This window comes from Achromobacter sp. EB05 (genome assembly GCF_044232075.1).
Taxonomy (GTDB): Bacteria; Pseudomonadota; Gammaproteobacteria; order Burkholderiales; family Burkholderiaceae_B; genus Achromobacter; species Achromobacter dolens.
Genome location: NZ_CP155917.1, coordinates 946,349 through 968,017 on the forward strand (window position 1 = coordinate 946,349; position 21,669 = coordinate 968,017).

The following is a 21,669-nucleotide window of genomic DNA, read 5'->3' on the forward strand; positions in this document are numbered from 1 at the left end:
ATTGCGGAAAATTGGGTTGCGCGCACATAAGGCTGGGCGTCTGGCGCGGCTTCTCTATAATACCGGCTCGTTTCCGTTAGCATGGGCCCCTGCCGGGCGCCATCGCCTGGTTCCCCCATCGTCAAAAAGGGCTGTTTTCACTCGTGCGCAAGGTTCGGTGGTTGATCCTATCTGCTATCAGCGTCGCCGGGGCCGTTCAGGCCCAGGGCAGCCAAGGCTCGGCTCCCGCGTCGACGTCGATCACGGCGGCTCCTGAGCTGCGCACTTCCCCCGGGCTGCGGGTGCACCGCCTGCCGGACGGGAACATCCCGGCCTATATGGAAGCGGACACCATCGAGGGTGATCCGGATTCCGACCTGACCCTGACCGGCGCGGCCCAGGTCCGCCGCATCGACGGCGTCATCAAGGGCGATCGGATCAACTACCGCAAGGATACCGGTGAGGTGGACGTGCAGGGCAACGCGCGCATGATGCGCGACGGCACCCTGGTGACGGGGCCCAACGCCAAGTTCAACGTCGACAAGTACTCCGGCGAAGTCGAGAAACCGAATTTCTGGCTGGGCGCCACCGGCGGCTTCGCCGTGGCGGAACACGCCGACATCTTCAGCAAGTCGCAGATGCGGCTGCATACGGTCACCTACAGCGGCTGCTCGTGCGAGACGCCGTCGTGGTACATCAAGGCCAAGACGGTCGACATCGACTTCGATGAAAACGAAGGCGTGGCCCGCAATGGCGTGCTGTACTTCAAGGACGTGCCGATCCTGGCGTCGCCCTACATGACCTTCCCGGTCAAGAAGGAACGCAAGTCGGGTTTCCTGATGCCGACTTATGGCACCACCAGCAAGGGCGGTTTCGACTTTTCTCTGCCGTACTACCTGAACATCGCGCCGAACTATGACGCGACGATCCAGCCGCGCTACTTTTCCAAGCGCGGTTTGCAGTTGGGCGGCGAGTTCCGCTACCTCGGCGCGAGCTACGCTGGCAGCTTCTACGGCGCTTATTTGCCGAACGACAACGTCAGTGGCGAAGACCGCTGGATGTACTGGTGGCGCCATCAGCAGTTGCTGGGCAACGGTTTCTACGCCGACTGGGACGTGGCCAAGGTCTCGGATAACGACTACTTCCGCGATATTTCGCAACTGGGCCTGAACCAGGCGTCCACCACCTACCTGCCGCAGCGCGCGCGGGTGGGCTGGTCCTCGACATACTGGAGCGCCTATGCGCAGGTCTACAAGTACCAGACCCTGCAGGATCCGGATGCGCTGTTGACGCCGCCCTATGACAAGCAGCCCGAGCTGTACCTGCGCGGCGCCCGCTACGACTGGGGCGGCTTCGACGTGGACTGGACCTCGACCGCGGTGCGTTTCAGCAAGCCGCTGTTCCTGGGCAATCGCAACGGTCCCAACGGCGACCGCCTGCAGACCTACCCGACTGTGTCATATCCGATCGTCCGTCCGGGCTGGTTCGTGATTCCCAAGGCCGGGGTCAATTACACCCAGTACCAGACGGATTGGTATCACGGTGACTGGCTCGGTTTGAACTCGGGCACGGCCAATGCCGGCACCTCGTTCGGCTACCCGCGCTCGCAGTCGCGCACGGTGCCCATCATGTCGCTGGACGCCGGCCTGATCTTCGAGCGCGACACCACGTTGTTCGGCAAGGATTCGATCCAGACCCTGGAGCCGCGGTTGTACTACCTGCGTGTGCCGTACCGCGACCAATCCAAGATTCCGGTCTACGACACATCGCTGTCCGACTTCAGCTTTTCGCAGGCCTTCGAGGAGAATATCTACACCGGTGGCTGGGATCGCATTTCCAACGCCAATCAGTTGACCGCCGCGCTGACCACGCGCTGGCTCGATGCCTCCACCGGTTTCGAACGCGCGTCGCTGGCCGTGGCGCAGCGACTGTATTTCGCCGACCAGCAAGTGACGTTGCCCGGCGAGACGCCGCGCGAGAACGTGCGCTCCGACTTCCTGGTGGGCGCCAGCGCCGCTTTGACCGACACGTTCTCGACTGACGTGGCGGCGCAGTACAACCCCTACGACAACCGCTGGTCGCGCGGATTGCTCAGCGGCCGTTGGTCGCCGCAGCGCCTGACGACGGTGGCCTTGGCCTATCGTTATCAGCGTGATCCGCAGCCGGGCGTGGCTTATCAGCCGCAAGGGCAGAACCAGATCAGCCTGGCAGTGCAATGGCCGTTCACCAAGCGCTGGTACGGCGTGGGCCGCGTGGACTATTCGCTGCGCGACGGTCCGTCCAGCACGGTCAGCGGTACCAACGACTCCCCGCGTATCACGCAGGCCATCGCCGGCCTCGAATACAAGGGCGATTGCTGCTGGGTTGGCCGGATGGTGTTCCAACGCTACGCCGTGTCCGCCACCGACGCCAACACGGCGCTGTTTTTCCAGTTGGAGTTGACCGGACTGGGTTCCCTGGGAACCGATCCGATGAACCTGCTGAACAGAAGTATCCCCGGTTACTCGCGCATCACCCCGCCTGCGCCCACCGGGACCACATTTGAAAGGTATGAATGATGCGTAGGTTGCACTCTTTGCGTCGCTTCTCCGGCAACGCGCTGTTGCTGGCCGTTTGCGCCGCTTTCTCCGCCGCGCACGCGGCCGAGCCGAACGCCAAGGGCGCCAAGAATGCGCCGACCACGCAGAAAAGCGCGCCGCCCGCCGGGGAGCAGTTCGTCGACGGCATCGCCGCCGTGGTCGACAAGGACGTGATCACCCTGCGCGAATTGCGCGATGCGTCGCTGCGCATTGCCGGCGAACTGAAGGCCCGCGGCATCCAGGTGCCCGACGACAAGACCTTGCAGCACCAGGTATTGCAGCGCCTTATCATGGAACGGGTGCAGCGCCACGAGGCCGACCGTCTCGGCATCCGCGTCGATGATGCCCAGGTCGACCAGGCCATCAAGACCATTGCCGACCGCAACAAGATCAGCCCGGCCCAGTTGCGCCAGGAAATCGAGAAGTCCGGCACCTCCTGGGACAGTTATCGCAAGTCCCTGAAGGACGAGATCCGCTCCGATCGCCTGCGCCAGCGCGCGGTCGACTCCACCATCGTCATTTCCGATGCCGAGGTCGATGCGTTCCTGAGGGACCAGCGCCGCAATCCGGCGTTCGGCGCCGCGCCCCCGTCGGCGCAGCAGGCCCAGCCGCAACCGGCGCCGGAAGCCGCGCCCGAGCAGGCCGCCGCGCCGGCCGGTCCGATGCTCTACGCCGTGGCGCAGATCCTGGTGCGCGTGCCGGAAGGCTCGTCGCCCGATCAGGTCGCCGCGTTGCGCAAGAAGGCCGAGGACCTGCTGGCCCGCGCCAAGCGCGGCGATGACTTCGCCAGCCTGGCGGCCGCCAATTCGGACGGCCCCGAAGCCCTGCAAGGCGGCGTGATGGGCGTGCGTCCGCTGGACGGCTGGCCCGACCTGTTCGCCAAGGCCCTCGGCAATCTGCAGAAGGGCCAGGTGTCGACGCTGCTCCAGAGCGGCAACGGCTTCCACATCCTCAAGGTGATGGACCGCGGCACCGCGCAACCGGCGCCCAGCCGCACCGCCCGCGCCCCCGCTCCCGCGCCGGCACCGCAGCCGCGTCCGCAACCCCAGGCCCAGGCGCCGCAAGGTCCGGTCGAGGTGATGCAGACGCATGCGCGCCACATCCTGATCAAGACCTCGACCGTCATGAGCGACGAGCAGGCCCGCCAGCGCCTTGAACAGGTGCGCCAGCGCCTGGTGGCGGGCGATGCCAAGTTCTCGGACATGGCGCGTCAATACTCACAGGACGCGACCGCGCCGCAGGGCGGCGACCTCGGCTGGCTCAATCCGGGCGAGACCGTGCCGACCTTCGAGGCAGCGATGAATGCGCTGAAGCCGGGCGAGATCAGCCAACCGATCCAGACGCCGTTCGGCTGGCACCTGATCCAGGTCGAAGAGCGCCGCCAGCACGACGCCACCGACGACCTGGCCCGCATGCGCGCCCGCCAGACGCTGTTCGAGCGCCGTGCCCAACCCGCTTTCGAAGATTGGCTGGATCAGTTGCGCGCCCAGGCGTACATCGACAACCGGCTGGAAAAGCAGGACCGTATCAACCAGAACAACCGCTGATCGCAGCCCGGGTTTTTCATGTCTCAACACCAGGCGCGCAAGCGCTTTGGCCAGAACTTCCTGACCGACGAGAGCGTGGTCGAGTCGATCGTGCGGGCGGTCAGTCCCGCTCGCACCGACACCGTGGTCGAGATCGGGCCGGGCCTGTCGGCGCTGACGCGGCCGCTGCTCGAGCGGCTCGATCACCTGACCGCGGTCGAGATCGACCGTGACCTGGCGGCGCGCCTGCGCAAGCAGTTCGAGGAAGGTCGCCTGACCGTGGTCGAGGCCGACGCGCTGACGGTGGATTTCTCGCAGTTCGGCGCGGGGCTGCGGGTGGTAGGCAACCTGCCCTACAACATCTCCAGTCCGCTGCTGTTTCATCTGATGACCTGGGCCGACCATGTCCGCGACCAGCATTTCATGCTGCAGCGGGAAGTGATCGACCGCATGGTCGCGCAGCCCGGCAGCGGCGATTTCAGCCGCCTGTCGGTGATGCTGCAGTCGCGCTATCGCATGCACAAGCTGTTCGACGTGCCGCCCGAGGCCTTCGATCCGCCGCCCAAGGTGGTGTCGGCCATCGTGCGCATGGTGCCGTTGCCGGCCGAGCGCCTGCGCCCGGTCAGCGCGCGCGCCTTCGAGACCGTGGTGGCCCGCGCCTTCTCGCAGCGCCGCAAGATGTTGCGCCGGGTGCTGGCCGACTGGGCGCCGCAGGTGCCTTGGGAAGCGCTGGACATCGCGCCCACCGCGCGCGCCGAGGATATCTCGGTGGATCGCTACATCCGCCTGTCGGATGCGCTGGTCGAGGCCGGCGTGCTGCAGGGCGGTTGATGCCGTACCGCCGCCAGGCAAGCAAAAGCCCGCGTACAGCGGGCTTTTTTTCGTCTTGAGCCGCCTCAGGATGAAAGCGCTCCCTTGAGAGGAGGCAGCAAGCCGGGCGCGCGGCTACAGCATGCGCTTCTGCGCGGCCATCCACAATTGCATCACGTCACGGGCGCGGTCATGCAGCAGGCGTTCGGCATCGGCCAGGGCTTGCTGCAAAGTGATGGGGCCGGGCGCCAGGCTGAAGGCGGCGCTGATGCCGCCGGCGTGCAGCGCTTCGTAGCCTTCACCGAGGGAGCCGGCCAGCGCCACCACCGGCACGCCGGCCTGGTGTGCAATGCGGGCCACGCCCGCCGGCGTCTTGCCGCGCAGGGTCTGCGCGTCCATGCGGCCTTCGCCAGTGAAGGCGAGCGTAGCGCCTTCCATGGCCTGCGCCAGGCCGCCGAGTTCGGCGACGATCTCGACGCCGGGCCGGAAGTGCGCGTTCAGGAACGTCTTGGCGGCGAAGCCGAGGCCGCCCGCGGCGCCCGCGCCGGCATCGTGGCGGCGGTCGCTGCCCAACTGGCGCGCGCAGATGTCGGCGAAGTGGCCGAGCATGGCGTCCAGCGTCTGCACCTGTTCGGGCGTGGCGCCTTTCTGCGGACCGAAGACGTGCGAGGCGCCCTGCGGGCCGCACAAGGGATTGTCGACGTCGGAGGCGATGACGATGCTTGTCTTCGCCAGCCGCGGATCGAGGCCGCGCATGTCGATGCTGGCCAGTTGACCCAGCGCGCCGCCGCCCGGCGGCAGGCTGCGGCCGTCCTGATCGAGCAGGCGCAGGCCCAGCGCGGTCAGCATGCCGGCGCCGCCGTCGTTGGTGGCGGAGCCGCCCAGGCCCAGGATGATGCGTTCGGCGCCGGCATCCAGCGCCGCCAGGATCAATTCGCCCACGCCATGGCTGCTGGCGCGCATCGGATCGCGCTTGGACGGCGCGATCAGTTCGAGGCCGGCGGCCGCGGCCATCTCGATGATGGCGGTGCCGTCCTCGAGCAGGCCCCATACGGCGTCGACCTTGTGACCCAGGGCATCGTTGACCGTGCGCTCGCGCGCCTGGCCGCCTGCCGCCGCCAGCACCGCCTCGACCGTGCCCTCGCCGCCGTCCGCCATCGGAATGCAGACCGTCTGCGCGCCGGGACAGGCGGCCTTGACGCCGCGCGCGATGGCCGCGGCCGCGTCGGGGGCGGAGACGCTTTCCTTGAAGGAGTCGGGTGCGATGACGATTTTCACGAGGTCGGCCACGGTGCGTTGAGGGGCGGGATGTCGATCATGATACCCGCGTGTCCGCCGCCGTCGTACCATAGCGCTTTCGTTGTTCATGTGAGAGTGGATCGCCATGCCTGTATTGCGCCGCACCAAAATTGTCGCCACCCTGGGCCCCTCGACGTCGACGCCGGAACGCATCGACGCCATGATCAAGGCCGGCCTGGACGTGGCGCGGCTGAACTTCTCGCACGGCAGCGCCGACGACCACCGCGAGCGCGCCCGCCTGGTGCGCGAGAGCGCCGCGCGGCAAGGCCGCTTCGTCGCCATCATGGGCGACCTGCAGGGCCCCAAGATCCGCATCGCGCGTTTCACCGACAAGCTGGTGCAGTTGCAGGTGGGCCAGCCGTTCACGCTGTCGCGGGTGCATCCGAAGGACGCCGGCACGGCCAGCATCGTCGGCATCGACTATCCCGAGCTGGTGACGGACTGCCGCGTCGGCGACGAGCTGCTGCTCGATGACGGCCGCGTGGTGCTGGTGGTCGACCGCGTCGAGGGCGACGAAGTCCACACCACCGTCACGGTGGGCGGCCCGCTGTCCAACAACAAGGGCATCAACCGGCGCGGCGGCGGCCTGTCGGCGCCGAGCCTGACCGACAAGGACCGCGTCGATATCAAGCTGGCGGCCGAGATGCAGCTCGACTACGTGGCGGTGTCGTTCCCGCGCTATGGCAGCGACATTGACGAGGCGCGCGAACTGCTGCGCGCCGCCGGCAGCGAAGCCTGGATCATCGCGAAGATCGAGCGCGCCGAAGCGGTGGCCGACGACGAGGCGCTGGACGCGCTGATCCGCGCCAGCGACGGCGTGATGGTGGCGCGCGGCGACCTGGGCGTGGAAGTGGGCGACGCCGAACTGGTCGGCATCCAGAAGCGCATCATCCAGCATGCCCGCACCCTGAACAAGGTGGTGATCACCGCGACCCAGATGATGGAGTCGATGATCTCCAGCCCGATGCCCACGCGCGCCGAAGTCTCGGACGTGGCCAACGCGGTGCTGGACTACACCGACGCGGTGATGCTGTCGGCCGAAAGCGCCTCGGGTTCGTATCCGGTCGAGACGGTGCAGGCCATGGCGCGCGTCTGCCTGGGCGCGGAAAAGCATCCCACCAGCACGCAGTCGCACCATCGCCTGGGCGAGACCTTCACGCGCTGCGACGAAACCATCGCGCTGGCGGCCATGTACGCGGCCAACCATTTCCCGGGCGTCAAGGCCATCATCGCGCTGACCGAAAGCGGCCACACGCCGCTGATCATGTCGCGCATCCGCTCGGGCGTGCCGATCTACTGCTACAGCCCGCACAGCATCACGCAGAACCGCGTGACCATGTTCCGCGGCGTCTACACCATCCCGTTCGCGCCGTCGGACTACGAGCCGGCGGATCTGAGCAACGCCGCCATCGACGAGCTGAAGAAGCGCAATCTGGTGAAAGCGGGTGACTGGGTGATCCTGACCAAGGGCGACTTCTACCGCGACAGCGGCGGCACCAACGGCATGAAGATCCTGCTGGTGGATTGAGCGGTCTCGCGGCGCGCGGCGCCTGTAGGCAGGCCCGGCGCGCCGTCGCGGCAGCGTGGCTGGCGGCCGGCGCCGTTCAGCCGAAGAACCAGTAGCACACGCCGATGGCCGCCAGCACGCCGGCCAGATCGGCGACCAGCGCGCAACCCACCGCATGGCGCGCGCGCAGGATGCCGACCGAACCGAAATACACCGCCAGCACGTAGAAGGTGGTTTCGGTGCTGCCTTGCACCACCGCCGCCAGCAGCGCGGGGAAGCTGTCCACGCCGAAGTGCGTCATGGTTTCGAGCATCATGGCGCGCGCCGCGCTGCCCGAGAACGGCTTGACCAGCGCGGTCGGCAGCGCGTCGACGAAGCGCGTGTCCCAGCCGGCATTGGCGGCCAGCCAGCGGATGCCGTCGAGCAGGAAGTCGAGCGCGCCCGAGGCCCGCAACACGCCGACCGCGCACAGCATCGCCACCAGGTAGGGCAGCAGGCTCTTGGCGATGTCGAAGCCTTCCTTGGCGCCTTCGATGAAGGCCTCGTAGACCGGCACCTTCTTGCAGGCGCCGACGATGAGAAAGGCCAGCAGGATGCCGAACAGCGCCAGGTTGCCCATCAGCGACGACAGCGCGGCGATGGCGCTGGCCGACATGCTGGCCAGCAGCGCCATGAAGCCGCCCAGCAGCAGCGCCGCGCCGCCCAGCCACAGCATCACGACCGGATCGAGCAGCCGCAGGCGCTGGCACGCCGCCACCGCCAGGAAGCCGGCCAGCGTCGAGGCGCTGGTGGCCAGCAGGATGGGCAGGAACACCAGGGTCGGGTCGGCCGCGCCCTGTTGCGCGCGGAACATGAACAGCGTCACCGGCAGCAGCGTCAGCGACGAGGCGTTGAGCACCAGGAACAGGATCTGGGCGTTGCTGGCGGTGTCGGGCTTGGGATTGAGCGCTTGCAGTTCGCGCATCGCGCGCAAGCCGATGGGCGTGGCGGCATTGTCCAGGCCCAAGCCGTTGGCGGCGAAGTTGAGCGTGATCAAGCCGATCGCGGGGTGGTTGCGCGGCACCTCGGGCATCAGGCGCGCGAACAGCGGCCCCAGCAGCCGCGCCAGCCGTTCCACCAGACCGGCGCTTTCGGCGATGCGCAGAAATCCCAGCCACAGCGTCAGCGTGCCGAACAGCAGCACCATCACCTCGACCGACACCCGCGCCATGTCGAACAGGCTGGCGACCATGGCGCGGAACACGTCCGGGTCGCCGATGGCCAGCCAGCGGTACAGCGCGGCCGCGGCGGCAGTCAGGAAGAAGCCCAGCCAGAGTTTGTTCAGCATGCGGTGTGTGCCCGGATAGCGAAGGGAATGCGCACCAGCGCGGGGAGGCCCATTGTCGCAGAGTCGGACCCATGGGGTTTGTCCCCGATGGCCCAATTCTGGTACTTTGCCCTGATATGCCCAGTGGCATCGAACGAGAGAGAGCACATGGATTTCAACGCCTGGCGCCGGCGCCGCATCTCCGAACCCGCATACCGTTGGGCCCGCAACGCGATGCCGCCGCTCTCGGCCACCGAACGCGAGGCCATCGAGGCCGGCGACACCTGGTGGGAAGCCGACCTGTTCACCGGCAATCCCGACTGGCGCAAGCTGCTGGACGTGCCCGCCGCCGCCCTGACGCCGGATGAGCAACGCTTCATCGACGGCCCGGTGGCGCAGTTGTGCGCCATGCTGGACGAATGGGACATCACCTGGCATCGGCGCGACCTGCCGCCCGAGGTCTGGGCCTTCCTGAAGGCGCAGCGCTTCTTCGGCATGATCATCCCCAAGCGTCACGGCGGCCTGGGCTTCTCGCCCTACGCCCACTCCGAGATCGTGCGGCGCATTTCCGCCTATTCCATCACCGCCGGCGTGACGGTCATGGTGCCCAATTCGCTGGGGCCGGGCGAGCTGCTGATGCAGTTCGGCACCCAGGCCCAGCGCGATTACTGGCTGCCGCGGCTGGCTGACGGCCGCGAGGTGCCGTGCTTCGGCCTCACCAGCCCCGAGGCCGGCTCGGATGCCGCGTCCATGGTGGATACCGGCGTGGTCTGTCGCCAGGTGGTGGACGGTCGCGAGCTGATCGGCGTGCGCCTGAACTGGCACAAGCGCTACATCACGCTGGGGCCGGTGGCCACGGTGCTGGGGCTGGCGTTCAAGATGTCGGATCCCGACGGCATCCTGGGCGGCGCGCGCGACATCGGCATCTCGGTGGCGCTGGTGCCGACCGACGCGCCCGGCGTCGAGATCGGCCGCCGCCACCTGCCGGCGATGCAGGTGTTCCAGAACGGACCCAATCGCGGCCGCGACGTGTTCGTGCCGCTGGACGCACTGATCGGCGGCGTCGAGCGCGCCGGGCACGGCTGGCAGATGCTGATGAGCGCGTTGGCGGCGGGGCGCGGCATTTCCTTGCCGTCGCTGTCGGCGGCGGCGTGCGTGATGAGCGCGCACGCCACCGGCATGTACGCCCGGGTGCGCGAGCAGTTCGGCATCCCCGTTGGCAAGTTCGAGGGCGTGCAGGAAAAGCTGGCCAGCCTGGCGGCCAACGCCTACCTGGTGGAAGCGGCCCGGCGCCTGACCTGCGCCGCGCTGAACCAGGGCGTGAAGCCGGCGGTGGTGTCGGGCATCATGAAATACCACGCCACCGAGCGCATGCGGGTGTCGGTCAACGACGCCATGGACGTGCATGCCGGCCGCGCGGTGATCGACGGACCCAGCAACTACCTGGGCGCGCTGTACCGGGCGGTGCCCATCGCCATCACGGTCGAGGGCGCCAACATCCTGACGCGCAACCTGATCATCTTCGGCCAGGGCGCGATCCGCGCCCACCCCTACCTGATGCCGGAGATCCTGGCGCTGGGCAATCCCGACGAAGAACGCGGCATGGAAGTGTTCCACGACGTGTTCTGGCGCCACCTGCGCCATACCGGCATGAACACGCTGCGCGCCATCGGCCGCGCCTGGACCGGCGGCCTGCTGGCGCCGTCGCCGGTATCCGGCCCCACCGCCGGCCACTACCGTCGGCTGGGCCGCTATGCGGCCGGCTTCGCGCTGCTGGCCGACGCCGCGCTGGCGCGCCTGGGCGGCGGCCTCAAGCGCCGCGAGATGATCTCGGCGCGGCTGGGCGACATCCTGGCCGAACTCTATCTGTTGTCGGCGGTGCTCAAGCGCTGGGAAGACGAGGGGCGCAAGCACGACGACCTGCCGCTGGTGCGTTGGTGCATGGCGCAGGGCTATGCCGAGATCGAAAAACGCATGGACCAGGTGTTGTCGAACCTGCCTGGCCGGCCGTTGGCCTGGGCATTGCGCGCCGCCATCCTGCCGTTGCGGCTGGCCAAGGGGCCGGACGACGCGCTCAGCCGCGAATGCGCGGAGCTGCTGCTCAAGCCGTCGCCGACCCATGCGCGGCTGGCGGCCGACCTGCAACGTTCAGCGGGCGCCCAGGGCGATGAGGATCCGCTGGCGCTGCTGACCCGCGCCTTCGCCCTGGTCGACGCGGTGCAACCGATCCGTGACCGGCTGCGCCAGTCGGGCGTGCGCGATTGGCGCGAGGCGCACCGGCACGGCGCCATCACGGCGACGCAGGCGGCGCAGTTGGAAGAGGCCGAGGCGATCGTCGCGCGGGTGCTGCAGGTGGATGATTTCGCGCCGGAAGAATTGTCGCCGGGTGAGGCGGGCGCGGCTGAGGCCGCTGGGCATGGCACGCGGATGGCATCCGCGTCAGCCGTGGCGCCGCGTCCAGCGGCGGTGTCCGAGGCGCGCGGCGAGACCGATCCAAAGCCGGACGCGGGCGCGGATCCGCGCACCGCGCCGCGGGACGATCAGTCGTCCTGATTCGGATCCATGCCCGGGAACAGGATTTCGGTGAAGCCGAATTTCGAGAAATCCTGGATCCGGGAAGGATAGAGCCGGCCGATCAGGTGGTCGCATTCGTGCTGCACCACGCGGGCGTGGAAGCCCTCGGCCTCGCGGTCGATGTCGCGGCCGTAGGGATCCTTGCCCTGGTAGCGGATGTGGCGGTAGCGCGGCACCAGGCCGCGCAGCCCCGGCACCGACAGGCAGCCTTCCCAGCCGTCTTCCATGTCGTCGGACAGCGGCGTGATGACCGGATTGCACAGGATCGTCTGCGGCACCGCCGGCGCGTCGGGATAGCGCTCGTTGCGGTCGAAGCCGAAGATGACCAGTTGCAGGTCGACGCCGATCTGCGGCGCGGCCAGGCCCACCCCTTGCGCCGCCGCCATGGTCTCGAACATGTCTTCGATCAGGGCGTGCAGCTCGGGGGTATCGAAGCGCTCGACCGGCGGCGCGACGCGCAGCAGCCGGGGATCGCCCATTTTGAGGATGGAGTGGATCATGGCGATGGCGGGTGGGTTCAGTCCACTCGTCCTTTCTTCTGGATGAACTCGATCTTGTAGCCGTCCGGGTCCTCGACGAAGGCGATCACGGTGGTGCCGTGCTTCATCGGGCCGGCCTCGCGGGTGACCTTGCCGCCGCGTTCCTTGACCTTGTCACAGGCTTCGTAGGCGTTGTCGACTTCCAGGGCGATGTGGCCATAGCCGTTGCCCAGGTCGTACTTGTCGGTGTCCCAATTGTGGGTCAGCTCGATCACCGCGCCTTCCGATTCATCCTGGTAGCCGACGAAGGCCAGCGTGAACTTGCCGTCCGGGTAGTCGTTGCGGCGCAGGACGCGCATGCCGAGCACGTTGGTGTAGAAGTCGATGGACTTGTCGAGATTGCCGACTCGCAGCATGGTGTGGAGCATACGCATGGTGGAATTCCTTAAGCGATGAGAGGTGGCGGGAAACCCTGGACGTGGGGTTCCCCGGTTATGCCGAGGTCTTGCAGCGCGCCGCCCATGGCGTCGACCGCAAGCCGCATCTGGTCGGGCCCGAAGGCGCCGATGCAACCGACCCGGAAAGTGGGCAGTTCGGTGTTGGTGAAATTGCTGAGCACGAAGCCGCGCTGCTTGAGCGCGTCCACGAACAGTTGCAGGTTCCAGGTCGGCGCGTCGGGCGCATGCACGTTGACGACGATCGGGCCCTGCAGCGCGGGCGGCAGGTAGGGGCGGAGCCCCAGGCCGGCCACGCCGTCGTAGAGGGTGCGCATGTTGGCGGTGTAGCGCGCCAGCCGGGCTTCGCGGCCTTCATGATGATACAGCTCCAGCGCCACGGCCAGCGCCGCCAGCGTCGGCGCTGGCGGGGTGAAGCGCGGGCCGGCGTTGGGCGCCAGGGTGTGCTGGTAGATGTCGGCCAGGTCCAGAGACCAACTGCCGGCGTTGCCGCGCGCGGCCTCCAGGCTGTCGCGGCGGCCCACCACGAAGGCGGCGCCGGGCAGGCCTTCCAGGCATTTGTTGGCCGTCAGCACCACGGCGTCCACGGCGGGCAGGGCGCGCATGTCGAGCGGCAATGCGCCGAACGCCGAGACCGCGTCGACGATGACGCGGCGACCCAGCGCGTGGGCGATGCGGGCCAGTTCCGGCACGTCGTGGCAGATGCCGCTGCCGGTCTCGCTGTAGACCAGCGCAACGTGCGTCAGGCTCGGGTCCTGCTCCAGCGCCTGTGCCACGGCCTGCGGGTCGACGCGGTCACGCGCGCCCACGTACAGCGGCACGGCGACGCGGCCGGCCTCGGCGGCCAGCTTCTGCAGGCGGCCCGCGTAGGCGCCGGTGGACGGCACCAGCAGGCGGCCGCCGGACGGCACCAGGGTGCGGATGGCGGCTTCCACCGCGAAGTGGCCGCAGCCCGGCAGCGCCAGCGCCACGTGCGTGTCCGCGTCGGCCTCGGCCACGCGCAGCACGTCGGCGCAGACCTGGCGGTACAGCGCGCGGAATTCGTTGTCCCAGGGCGCATAGTCCTGCGCCATGGCGGCCTTCACCCGCGCATCGGTCGTGACCGGGCCGGGAATCAGCAGAAGCATGGTGTGTCTCCGTGGGTGCTCATGCGAGGCTTCTTTTAGTGGGAACACGCCCCTGGGCCGGTTGCGCGGGCGTCTCTCGCACCGACCCTAGAATTGCGGCAGCGAGGCGGGGTCGTGGCGCCGCAGCACGTTCTTGGCTTCCTCGAAGTCGGGCAGGATCTGGCCGACCTCGCGCCAGAAATCCTGGCTGTGGTTCATTTCGCGCAGGTGCGCCAGTTCGTGCGCGATGACGTAGTCGATGATGGCCGGCGCGAAATGGATCAGGCGCCAGTTCAGCATGATGTTGCCGTCGCTGGTGCACGAACCCCAGCGCGTGGCCGCCGACGACAGGCGCCAGCGGCGGATCTTCAGGCCGCTGATCTGCAGGAAGTGCGCCAGCCGGGCGCCGAACCAGGCGCCGGCGCGCTGCTGCAGCCAGGCCTGGGCGGCGTCGCGGATGCGGCCCTGGTCGGCGTCGGCCGGCAGCGCCAGCCACAGCGTGTCGCCGTCGGCCGGGGCGTCGGCATCGCCGGACAGGCGGGTCTGGCGGCTGTCGCCGCCCACGCCCAGCACGATGCGCTTGCCCAGGTAGGGCAGCTCGCCGCCCGCCTGCCAGCGCGTGTGGGCCATGGCGAGCTGCTGCTTGCGGGTGTGCCATTCGCGCAGCTTGGCGACGATCCAGCGGGATTTCTCGCGCACCGCGTCGTCGATCTGCGCCAGCGTGACCCAGTTGGGCGCCGTGACGCGCAGGCCGTCGTCGGTGATGACGAAGCCGATGCTGCGGCGGCGCGAGCGCAGCAGCACGAAGCCGATGGGTTGCGGATCGGTGTCCACCTCGCGCCAGCGCGCGCCGGGCGGCAGCGGATCGGGGCAGGGGGTGGGCACGCGCGCGGCGGCGTTGGGCGACAGCGTCAGCAGCGGTTCGCCGGCCGGCTTGGGCGCGGAAGAGGCAGGAGGAGGGAACAGCGGCGCGGGCGGCGTGGCCACCGGCGCCTTGGGCGGCGCGGGAGACGCGCTCAAGGGCGACGCGTCAGCAGACGCGTCGGAGTCTTGCACGTCGAACAGGAGTTCGAGCTGGTCAGTGCTGGGCATACCTTTCTGGATTGAGACGCCGCATTTCCCCTTCGATCCAGTCCTGCACTTTCTGGTTCAGTTCCTCGGGGGAGATTCCCTTCGATTCTATCGCGGGTCCGATGGACAGCGTAACCATGCCCGGATATTTGACGAAGGCATTGCGGCGCCAGCATTCGCCGGCATTGTGCGCCACCGGGATGACCACCGCGCCGGTGCGCGAGGCCAGCAACGCGCCGCCCATCTTGAAGCGCGCGGTCTTGCCGGGCGGCACGCGGGTGCCTTCCGGGAACAGCAGCGGCCAGCGGCCTTCGTCCAGCCGGACCTGTCCCTGCTTGACCACCTGCTCGAAGGCGTCGCGGCCCTTGGAGCGGTCGATGGCGATCATGCGCAGCAACGCCAGGCCCCAGCCGAAGAACGGCACCATGTGCAGTTCCTTCTTGTAGACGAAGCAGACTTCGCGCGGCATGTAGGCCGGGAAGAACAGCGTTTCCCAGGCCGACTGGTGCTTGGACAGCAGCACCGCCGGGCCGTCAGGCAGGTTTTCCCAGCCCTTGACCTGCCAGCGGATGCCGCAGAACACCTTGGCGCCCCAGATCGCCAGGCGCGGCCAGCCCACCGTGAGCTTGTAGCGCAGGTGCAGCGGCAGCGGCGCCCACAGCACGCAGGCGAAGGCATAGGGGATGACCGTGATGGCCAGGAACAGGAAATAAAGGAGCGAGCGCAGCCGGGCCATCAGTTGTCCTGGAGCAAGGCGTCGACCACGGCCGACAGGTCGTCGCAGACCCGCGTGTTCTCGGGCAGGCCGCCCTTGGCCAGCGTCTTCTTGCCGTTGCCGGTCAGCACCAGCCACGGCGCGCAGCCGGCAGCGGTGGAGGCCTGCAGGTCGCGCAGCGAGTCGCCCACGGCCGGCACGCCGGCCAGGTCGACGTCATAGCGGTGGCCGATCTGCTCGAACATGCCGGGACGCGGCTTGCGGCAGGTGCAGTCATCGTCCGGGCCGTGCGGGCACATGAAGACGGCGTCCACGCTGCCGCCGACGGCGGCCAGCTCGCGCCGCATCTTGGTGTGGATGGCGGTCAGCGTGTCCATGTCGAACAGGCCGCGCGCCAGGCCGGACTGGTTGGTGGCGACCACCACCGTCCAGTCCGCCTGCGTCAGGCGGGCGATGGCCTGCAGGCTGCCGGGCAGGGCGATCCATTCGTCGGGACTTTTGACGAAGGCGTCGCTGTCCTGGTTGATGACGCCGTCGCGGTCGAGGATGATGAGCTTCACTGTGCCAGCCTGGAAATGTCAGCGACCTGGTTCATCAGGGTGTGCAACTGGCCCAGCAGCGCCAGCCGGTTGGCGCGCACCGCGGGGTCTTCGGCCATGACCATGATGTCGGCGAAGAAAGCGTCCACCGGCTCGCGCGCCTGCGCCAGCGTGCGCAGGTTGGCGGCGAAGTCGCCGGCGGCCAGTTGCGCCTCGGCCTGCGGACGCAGCGCGGCGATGGCGGCGGCCAGCGCCTTTTCGGCGGGCTCGACCAGCGCGGCGTCATTGACCGCGCCGATCTCGCCCTCGGCCTTCTTGAGCAGGTTGCCGATGCGCTTGTTGGCGGCGGCCAGGCTGGCGGCTTCGGGCATCTGCGCGAAGGCGGCGGCGGCGCGCACGCGCTCGCCCACCTGGTGCAGCGGCGGCGTCAGGGCGATGACGGCCTCGACCGCGTTGCGGTCGTGCTCGTTGATCAACTGGTTGCGGTAGCGTTCGTAGATGAAGGCGCGCACTTCCGCCAGCGTGTCGGCGGGGATCTTGCCGGCCGGGAAGGTGGCGGCGGTGGCGGCCAGCAGGCCGTCCAGCGACAGCGGGCCGTCCTGGTTGAGCTTGAGCCAGCCGCCGGCGGCCAGTTGCTCGAAGGCGCTGATCAGGCCCAGCGCGGCGCGGCGCAGGCCGAAGGGGTCGCGTTCGCCGGTGGGCGCCAGGCCAATGGCCCAGATGCCGACCAGGGTCTCGGCGCGTTCGGCGATGAACAGCGTGGCGGCGGTCAGGTCGTCCTGCGAGACCGGCGTGTCGTAACGGTTGCGGTACTGGGTGCGCAGCGCCTGCACGACGCTGTCCGGCTCGCCGTCGCCGGCGGCATAGTAGGCGCCCATGATGCCTTGCAGCTCGGGGAACTCGCCCACCATGTTCGAGCCCAGGTCGGCCTTGGCCAGCAGCGCGGCGCGGTCGGCGGCGGCGACGTCGCCGCCCAGCTTGCCGGCCACGTCGCGGGCGATGGCGCGCACGCGCTCGACGCGTTCGAGCTGGGTGCCCAGCTTGTTGTGGTAGACGATCGAGCCCAGTTGCTCGACGCGCGCGGCCAGCGGCGTCTTGCGGTCGGTCTCGAAGAAGAACTGGGCGTCGGCCAGGCGCGGGCGCACCACGCGCTGGTTGCCTTCGACGATGTTCACCGGGTTGTCCGTGCGCATGTTGCTCACGATCAGGAAGCGGTGCGTCAGGCGGCCGCTGGCCGGGTCGAACAGCGGGAAGTACTTCTGGTTCAGGCGCATGGTCAGGATCAGGCATTCCTGCGGCACTTGCAGGAACTGTTCCTCGAACTCGCCGACGTAGACGGTGGGGTGTTCGACCAGGGCGGTGACTTCATCGAGCAGGGCGGCCACTTCGGGGTCGTCGCCCAGCGTGGCCGACAGGCGGCCGGCGTGGTCCAGCAACTGGCGCTGGATCTCGTCGCGGCGGCCTTCGAACGAGGCCACCACGCGGCCCTTTTCGGCCAGGGTGGCGGCGTAGGCGTCGGCATCGGCGATGGCGATGGCGCCGCTGCTCATGTAGCGGTGGCCCAGCGTCTCGCGGCCGGCGGTCAGGCCGAGGGCGGTCACGGGGACCACGTCGGCGCCGAACAGCGCGATCAGGCCGTGCGCCGGGCGCACGAACTTGACCGTGGTCTCGCCGTCGGCCAGTTGGTAGCGCATGACCTTGGGGATCGGCAGGCCGTCGATGGCCGCGTCGATGCCTTCCTGCAGGCCGGCGGCCAGCGCGGCGCCGGGGGCGGTGCCGCGGGCGACCAGGTAATCCTGCTTGCCGTCGGATTCCCGTTCCAGGGTGGCCAGGTCGATGTTTTCCAGGCCCTTGGCGGCCAGCTTCTTCTGCAGCGCCGGGGTGGCCTTGCCGTCTTCGGTCAGGCCGATCTTCACCGGCATCAGCTTTTCGGCGTAGGCCTGGTCGGGCGCCTGGGCCAGCACGGCCGACAGGCGCACCGCCAGGCGGCGCGGCGTGGCGTAGGGCTCGACGGCGCAGCCGTCGGCCAGCAGGCCGTGGCGCGCCAGCGTGGCGCGCACGCCCTCGGCGAAAGCCTGGCCCAGCTTCTGCAGGGCCTTGGGCGGGAGTTCTTCGGTCAGCAGCTCGACCAGCAGGGGGCGGATGTTCGTCGTCATTTATGCAGCCTCCCCGGCGGCCTTGTCGCGGCCCAGCATGGGAAAGCCCAGTCGTTCGCGGGAATCGTAGTAGGCCTGCGCGACGGCGCGCGACAGGTTGCGGATGCGGCCGATATAGGCGGCGCGCTCGGTCACGCTGATCGCGCCGCGCGCGTCCAGCATGTTGAAGGTGTGCGCGGCCTTGAGCGTGGCTTCATAGGCCGGCAGGGCCAGCGGCACGTCCATCAGGCGCTTGGCCTCGGCTTCGTAGTCGTTGAAGTGCGCGAACAGCATCTCGGCCGACGAGTATTCGAAGTTGTAGGTGGATTGTTCCACTTCGTTCTGGTGGAACACGTCGCGGTACAGCACGCGGCGGCCGTTGGCGCCTTCGGTCCAGACCAGGTCGTACACGCTCTGCACGTCCTGCAGGTACATGGCCAGGCGTTCCAGGCCGTAGGTGATCTCGCCCGTGGTCGGGGTGCAATCCAGGCCGCCGACCTGCTGGAAGTAGGTGAACTGGGTCACTTCCATGCCGTTGAGCCACACTTCCCATCCCAGGCCCCAGGCGCCCAGCGTCGGGTTTTCCCAGTCGTCCTCGACAAAACGGATGTCGTGCTGGGTCGGGTCGATGCCCAGCGCCTTGAGCGAGCCGATGTACAGGTCCAGGATTTCCGGGGGCGCGGGTTTCAGCACCACCTGGTACTGGTAGTAGTGCTGCAGGCGGTTGGGGTTCTCGCCGTAGCGGCCATCCTTGGGGCGGCGCGAGGGCTGCACGTAGGCCGCGCGCCAGGGCTCCGGGCCGATCGCCCGCAGGAACGTGGCGGTGTGCGAGGTGCCGGCGCCGACTTCCATGTCGTAGGGCTGCAGCAGGGCGCAACCCTGCTTGTCCCAGTATTCCTGGAGCGTAAGGATGATTTGCTGAAAGGTGAGCATAGGATTCTTGGAATTCGATCGCCGGGCGACGTCTGCCGTGGGCGTGGGAAACCGGGCATTTTAACTGGCCCGGGGCGGCCCCGGGGGCGGACCCCGGGATTGCGGTTACATCCTGGCCGTTACATCTCGGACGAGGCGTGCTCCAGGCGGACACCGGCGGCGCGGCGCCCTGCGGCTGTCCGGCATTGGTCGTATCATTCCAGGTTGACCAGTCTTATATAAAACCAACATCCCCAAAACCCCGGAAGGAGCATCCGCATGTCTGACCTGATCAAGGTGGAAGTCGCCGACGGCATCCAGATCATCACCATCAATCGCCCCGAGGCCAAGAACGCCATCAACCTGGAAACCGCCCAGGCCATGGCCGCCGCGCTGGATCAACTGGACAGCCGCGACGACGTGCGCATCGGCATCCTGACGGGCGCGGGCGGCACGTTCTCGTCGGGCATGGATCTGAAGGCCTTCGCCAAGTCGGGCCAGCGTCCGTACGTGGAGGGCCGCGGTTTCGCCGGCCTGAACGAAGCGCCGCCGAAAAAGCCGCTGATCGCCGCGGTCGAAGGCTATGCGCTGGCCGGGGGCTGCGAGATGGCGCTGGCGTCCGACCTGATCGTGGCCGCCAGCAACGCCAAGTTCGGCCTGCCCGAAGTCAAGCGCGGCCTGGTGGCCGGCGCCGGCGGCATGCTGCGCCTGCCGCGCCGCCTGCCGTACCACATCGCCATGGAAGTGATCCTGACCGGCGACATGCTGGGCGCCGAGCGCGCCTACGGCTTCGGCCTGGTCAACCGCCTGACCGAGCCGGGCGGCGCCCTGGCCGGCGCGCTGGAACTGGCCCGCGCCATTGTCGAGAACGGCCCGCTGTCGGTGCAGACCGCCAAGAGCATCGTGGCGCAGTCCGGCGACTGGACCCAGGAAGAGATGTTCAGCCGCCAGCGTCCGTTGATCGCCCACATCTTCTCGTCGGCCGACGCCAAGGAAGGCGCCACGGCTTTCGCCGAGAAGCGCAAGCCCGTCTGGCAAGGAAAATAAAATAAGCTGCACCCCATCGCGCGCGGCCGGTTCGCCGGCCGCGTTTTCACGTTTCCCTCCGTAACCCGCATATCGCCATGTCCGTCCTCATCAAAGAAGAAGACTTCATCCAGTCGATAGCCGATGGCATTCAGTTCATCAGCTATTACCACCCCGTCGACTACATCCGCCACCTGGCCCGCGCCTACGAGCGCGAGGAAAGCCCGGCCGCGCGCGACGCGATGGCGCAGATCCTGACCAACTCGCGCATGTGCGCCGAGGGCAAGCGCCCGCTGTGCCAGGACACCGGCATCGTCAACGTGTTCCTGAAGGTCGGCATGGGCGTGCGCTTCGACACCAAGCGCACCCTGCAGGAACTGTGCGACGAAGGCGTGCGCCGCGGCTACCTGAACCCGGACAATCCCCTGCGCGCCTCGGTGCTGGACGATCCGCTGTTCGCCCGCAAGAACACTCGCGACAACACGCCCTGTATCCTGCACGTCGAGCTTGTCCCGGGTGACAAGGTCGACGTGCAACTGGCTTCGAAGGGCGGCGGCTCGGAAAACAAGTCCAAGTTCGCCATGCTCAACCCCAGCGATTCGCTGGTGGACTGGGTGCTCAAGACGGTCCCGACCATGGGCGCCGGCTGGTGCCCGCCGGGCATGCTGGGCATCGGCGTCGGCGGCACCGCCGAAAAGGCCATGCTGATGGCCAAGCAGTCGCTGATGGAAGACATCGACATGTACGAACTGCTGGCCCGCGGCCCGCAGAACAAGCTCGAAGAGCTGCGCATCGAGCTGTACGAAAAGGTCAACGCGCTGGGCATCGGCGCCCAGGGCCTGGGCGGCCTGACCACCGTGCTGGACGTCAAGATCAACACCTTCCCGACGCACGCGGCCTCCAAGCCCGTCGCCATGATCCCGAACTGCGCGGCCACCCGCCATGCCCACTTCGAGCTGGACGGCTCGGGCCCGGCGCGCCTGGACCCGCCGTCGCTGTCGGAATGGCCGGAAGTGCACTGGGCGCCGGACTACAACAAGTCCAAGCAGGTCGACCTGAACACGCTGACCAAGGAAGAGGTCGCCAGCTGGAAGCCGGGCCAGACCCTGCTGCTGTCGGGCAAGATGCTGACCGGCCGCGACGCCGCGCACAAGCGCATCCAGGACATGCTGGCCAAGGGCGAGCCGCTGCCCGTGGACTTCACCAACCGCGTCATCTACTACGTCGGCCCGGTCGATCCGGTGCGCGACGAAGTGGTGGGCCCGGCTGGTCCGACCACCGCCACCCGCATGGACAAGTTCACCGACATGATGCTGGAGCAGACCGGCCTGATCGCCATGATCGGCAAGTCCGAGCGCGGCCCCGTCGCGATCGAGTCGATCAAGAAGCACGGCTCGGCCTACCTGATGGCCGTGGGCGGCGCGGCCTACCTGGTGTCCAAGGCGATCCGCGGCGCCAAGGTGCTGGGTTTCGCCGACCTGGGCATGGAAGCCATCTATGAGTTCGACGTGAAGGACATGCCGGTGACCGTGGCGGTTGACGCCCAGGGCACCTCGGTCCACACCACCGGGCCGAAGGAATGGCAGGCCCGGATCGGCAAGATCCCGGTCGCCGCCGCGTAAACGGGCGACAGGAACGCGAAAAGGGCGCC

General features: G+C 68.3%; 17 protein-coding genes. 7 read left to right on the top strand and 10 right to left on the bottom strand.

Annotated features, from left to right (window positions below):
* Positions 1–143 precede the first annotated feature (143 nt).
* Genes AAID08_RS04390 through rsmA form a run of 3 tightly spaced genes read left to right on the top strand, consistent with a single transcriptional unit; the run spans position 144 to position 4,915 of the window.
* A complete protein-coding gene (locus AAID08_RS04390) occupies positions 144–2,537 on the top strand; it encodes an LPS-assembly protein LptD (protein ID WP_064526482.1) in 2,394 nt (797 codons plus the stop codon).
* Entirely contained in the window at positions 2,534–4,105 is a 1,572-nt protein-coding gene (locus tag AAID08_RS04395; RefSeq protein ID WP_054501864.1) for a peptidylprolyl isomerase, read from the top strand. The genes AAID08_RS04390 and AAID08_RS04395 overlap by 4 nt, the downstream gene beginning before the upstream one ends.
* An 18-nt stretch (positions 4,106–4,123) precedes the next feature.
* A complete protein-coding gene (gene rsmA / locus AAID08_RS04400; RefSeq protein WP_054501863.1) occupies positions 4,124–4,915 on the top strand; it encodes a 16S rRNA (adenine(1518)-N(6)/adenine(1519)-N(6))-dimethyltransferase RsmA in 792 nt (263 codons plus the stop codon).
* Positions 4,916–5,029: 114 nt separating this feature from the next.
* Here the strand turns inward: rsmA and AAID08_RS04405 are convergent, their stop codons facing one another.
* Positions 5,030–6,172: a glycerate kinase gene (locus AAID08_RS04405; protein WP_116792255.1), complete on the bottom strand. Its 1,143-nt coding sequence runs from the start codon at positions 6,170–6,172 to the stop codon at positions 5,030–5,032.
* Positions 6,173–6,278: 106 nt separating this feature from the next.
* On the opposite strand from AAID08_RS04405, the gene pyk reads away from it, so the two are divergent.
* Entirely contained in the window at positions 6,279–7,721 is a 1,443-nt protein-coding gene (gene pyk / locus AAID08_RS04410; protein WP_049071484.1) for a pyruvate kinase, read from the top strand.
* Between the two features lie 76 nt (positions 7,722–7,797).
* On the opposite strand, the gene AAID08_RS04415 is transcribed toward pyk, so the two are convergent.
* Positions 7,798–9,027 carry a nucleoside recognition domain-containing protein gene (locus AAID08_RS04415; RefSeq protein ID WP_063583964.1) on the bottom strand — a complete coding sequence of 410 codons (1,230 nt, stop codon included), beginning with the start codon at positions 9,025–9,027 and terminating at the stop codon, positions 7,798–7,800.
* A 147-nt stretch (positions 9,028–9,174) separates the two neighbouring features.
* Here AAID08_RS04415 and AAID08_RS04420 point away from each other — a divergent pair, with 147 nt between their 5' ends.
* Complete coding sequence (locus AAID08_RS04420; protein ID WP_395757388.1) at positions 9,175–11,559, top strand: acyl-CoA dehydrogenase; 2,385 nt, start codon at positions 9,175–9,177, stop codon at positions 11,557–11,559.
* Here AAID08_RS04420 and def read toward each other — a convergent pair.
* The 8 genes from def to glyQ form a co-directional block, all read right to left on the bottom strand.
* Entirely contained in the window at positions 11,547–12,080 is a 534-nt protein-coding gene (def, locus tag AAID08_RS04425) for a peptide deformylase (protein WP_006388854.1), read from the bottom strand. The genes AAID08_RS04420 and def overlap by 13 nt on opposite strands.
* A 17-nt stretch (positions 12,081–12,097) precedes the next feature.
* Entirely contained in the window at positions 12,098–12,493 is a 396-nt protein-coding gene (gloA, locus tag AAID08_RS04430; RefSeq protein ID WP_049071490.1) for a lactoylglutathione lyase, read from the bottom strand.
* An 11-nt stretch (positions 12,494–12,504) separates the two neighbouring features.
* The gene (locus AAID08_RS04435; protein WP_175168165.1) at positions 12,505–13,641 is read right to left on the bottom strand and encodes a 2-aminoethylphosphonate--pyruvate transaminase; all 1,137 of its coding nucleotides are present in this window, start codon (positions 13,639–13,641) and stop codon (positions 12,505–12,507) included.
* 87 nt (positions 13,642–13,728) lie between these two features.
* The gene (locus AAID08_RS04440) at positions 13,729–14,712 is read right to left on the bottom strand and encodes a M48 family metallopeptidase (protein WP_175168166.1); all 984 of its coding nucleotides are present in this window, start codon (positions 14,710–14,712) and stop codon (positions 13,729–13,731) included.
* The gene (locus tag AAID08_RS04445; protein WP_049071494.1) at positions 14,699–15,427 is read right to left on the bottom strand and encodes a 1-acyl-sn-glycerol-3-phosphate acyltransferase; all 729 of its coding nucleotides are present in this window, start codon (positions 15,425–15,427) and stop codon (positions 14,699–14,701) included. Before AAID08_RS04445 ends, AAID08_RS04440 begins: the two co-directional genes overlap by 14 nt.
* Positions 15,427–15,966, bottom strand: coding sequence for a D-glycero-beta-D-manno-heptose 1,7-bisphosphate 7-phosphatase (gene gmhB / locus AAID08_RS04450; RefSeq protein ID WP_116792237.1), 540 nt, complete (start codon positions 15,964–15,966; stop codon positions 15,427–15,429). Before gmhB ends, AAID08_RS04445 begins: the two co-directional genes overlap by 1 nt.
* Positions 15,963–18,101, bottom strand: a complete 2,139-nt coding sequence (gene glyS / locus AAID08_RS04455) for a glycine--tRNA ligase subunit beta (RefSeq protein ID WP_054501857.1) — start codon at positions 18,099–18,101, stop codon at positions 15,963–15,965. Before glyS ends, gmhB begins: the two co-directional genes overlap by 4 nt.
* Positions 18,102–19,013 carry a glycine--tRNA ligase subunit alpha gene (gene glyQ / locus AAID08_RS04460; RefSeq protein ID WP_006388861.1) on the bottom strand — a complete coding sequence of 304 codons (912 nt, stop codon included), beginning with the start codon at positions 19,011–19,013 and terminating at the stop codon, positions 18,102–18,104. It lies immediately after the preceding gene.
* A 258-nt stretch (positions 19,014–19,271) separates the two neighbouring features.
* Between glyQ and AAID08_RS04465 the strand changes: the two genes are divergently transcribed.
* Together AAID08_RS04465 and AAID08_RS04470 are read left to right on the top strand one after the other, a co-directional pair.
* Positions 19,272–20,039: a crotonase/enoyl-CoA hydratase family protein gene (locus AAID08_RS04465; protein ID WP_054416447.1), complete on the top strand. Its 768-nt coding sequence runs from the start codon at positions 19,272–19,274 to the stop codon at positions 20,037–20,039.
* A 77-nt stretch (positions 20,040–20,116) separates the two neighbouring features.
* On the top strand, positions 20,117–21,640 hold the full coding sequence (locus tag AAID08_RS04470; RefSeq protein ID WP_020925082.1) for a fumarate hydratase: 1,524 nt from the start codon (positions 20,117–20,119) through the stop codon (positions 21,638–21,640).
* The last annotated feature ends 29 nt before the right edge of the window (positions 21,641–21,669 follow it).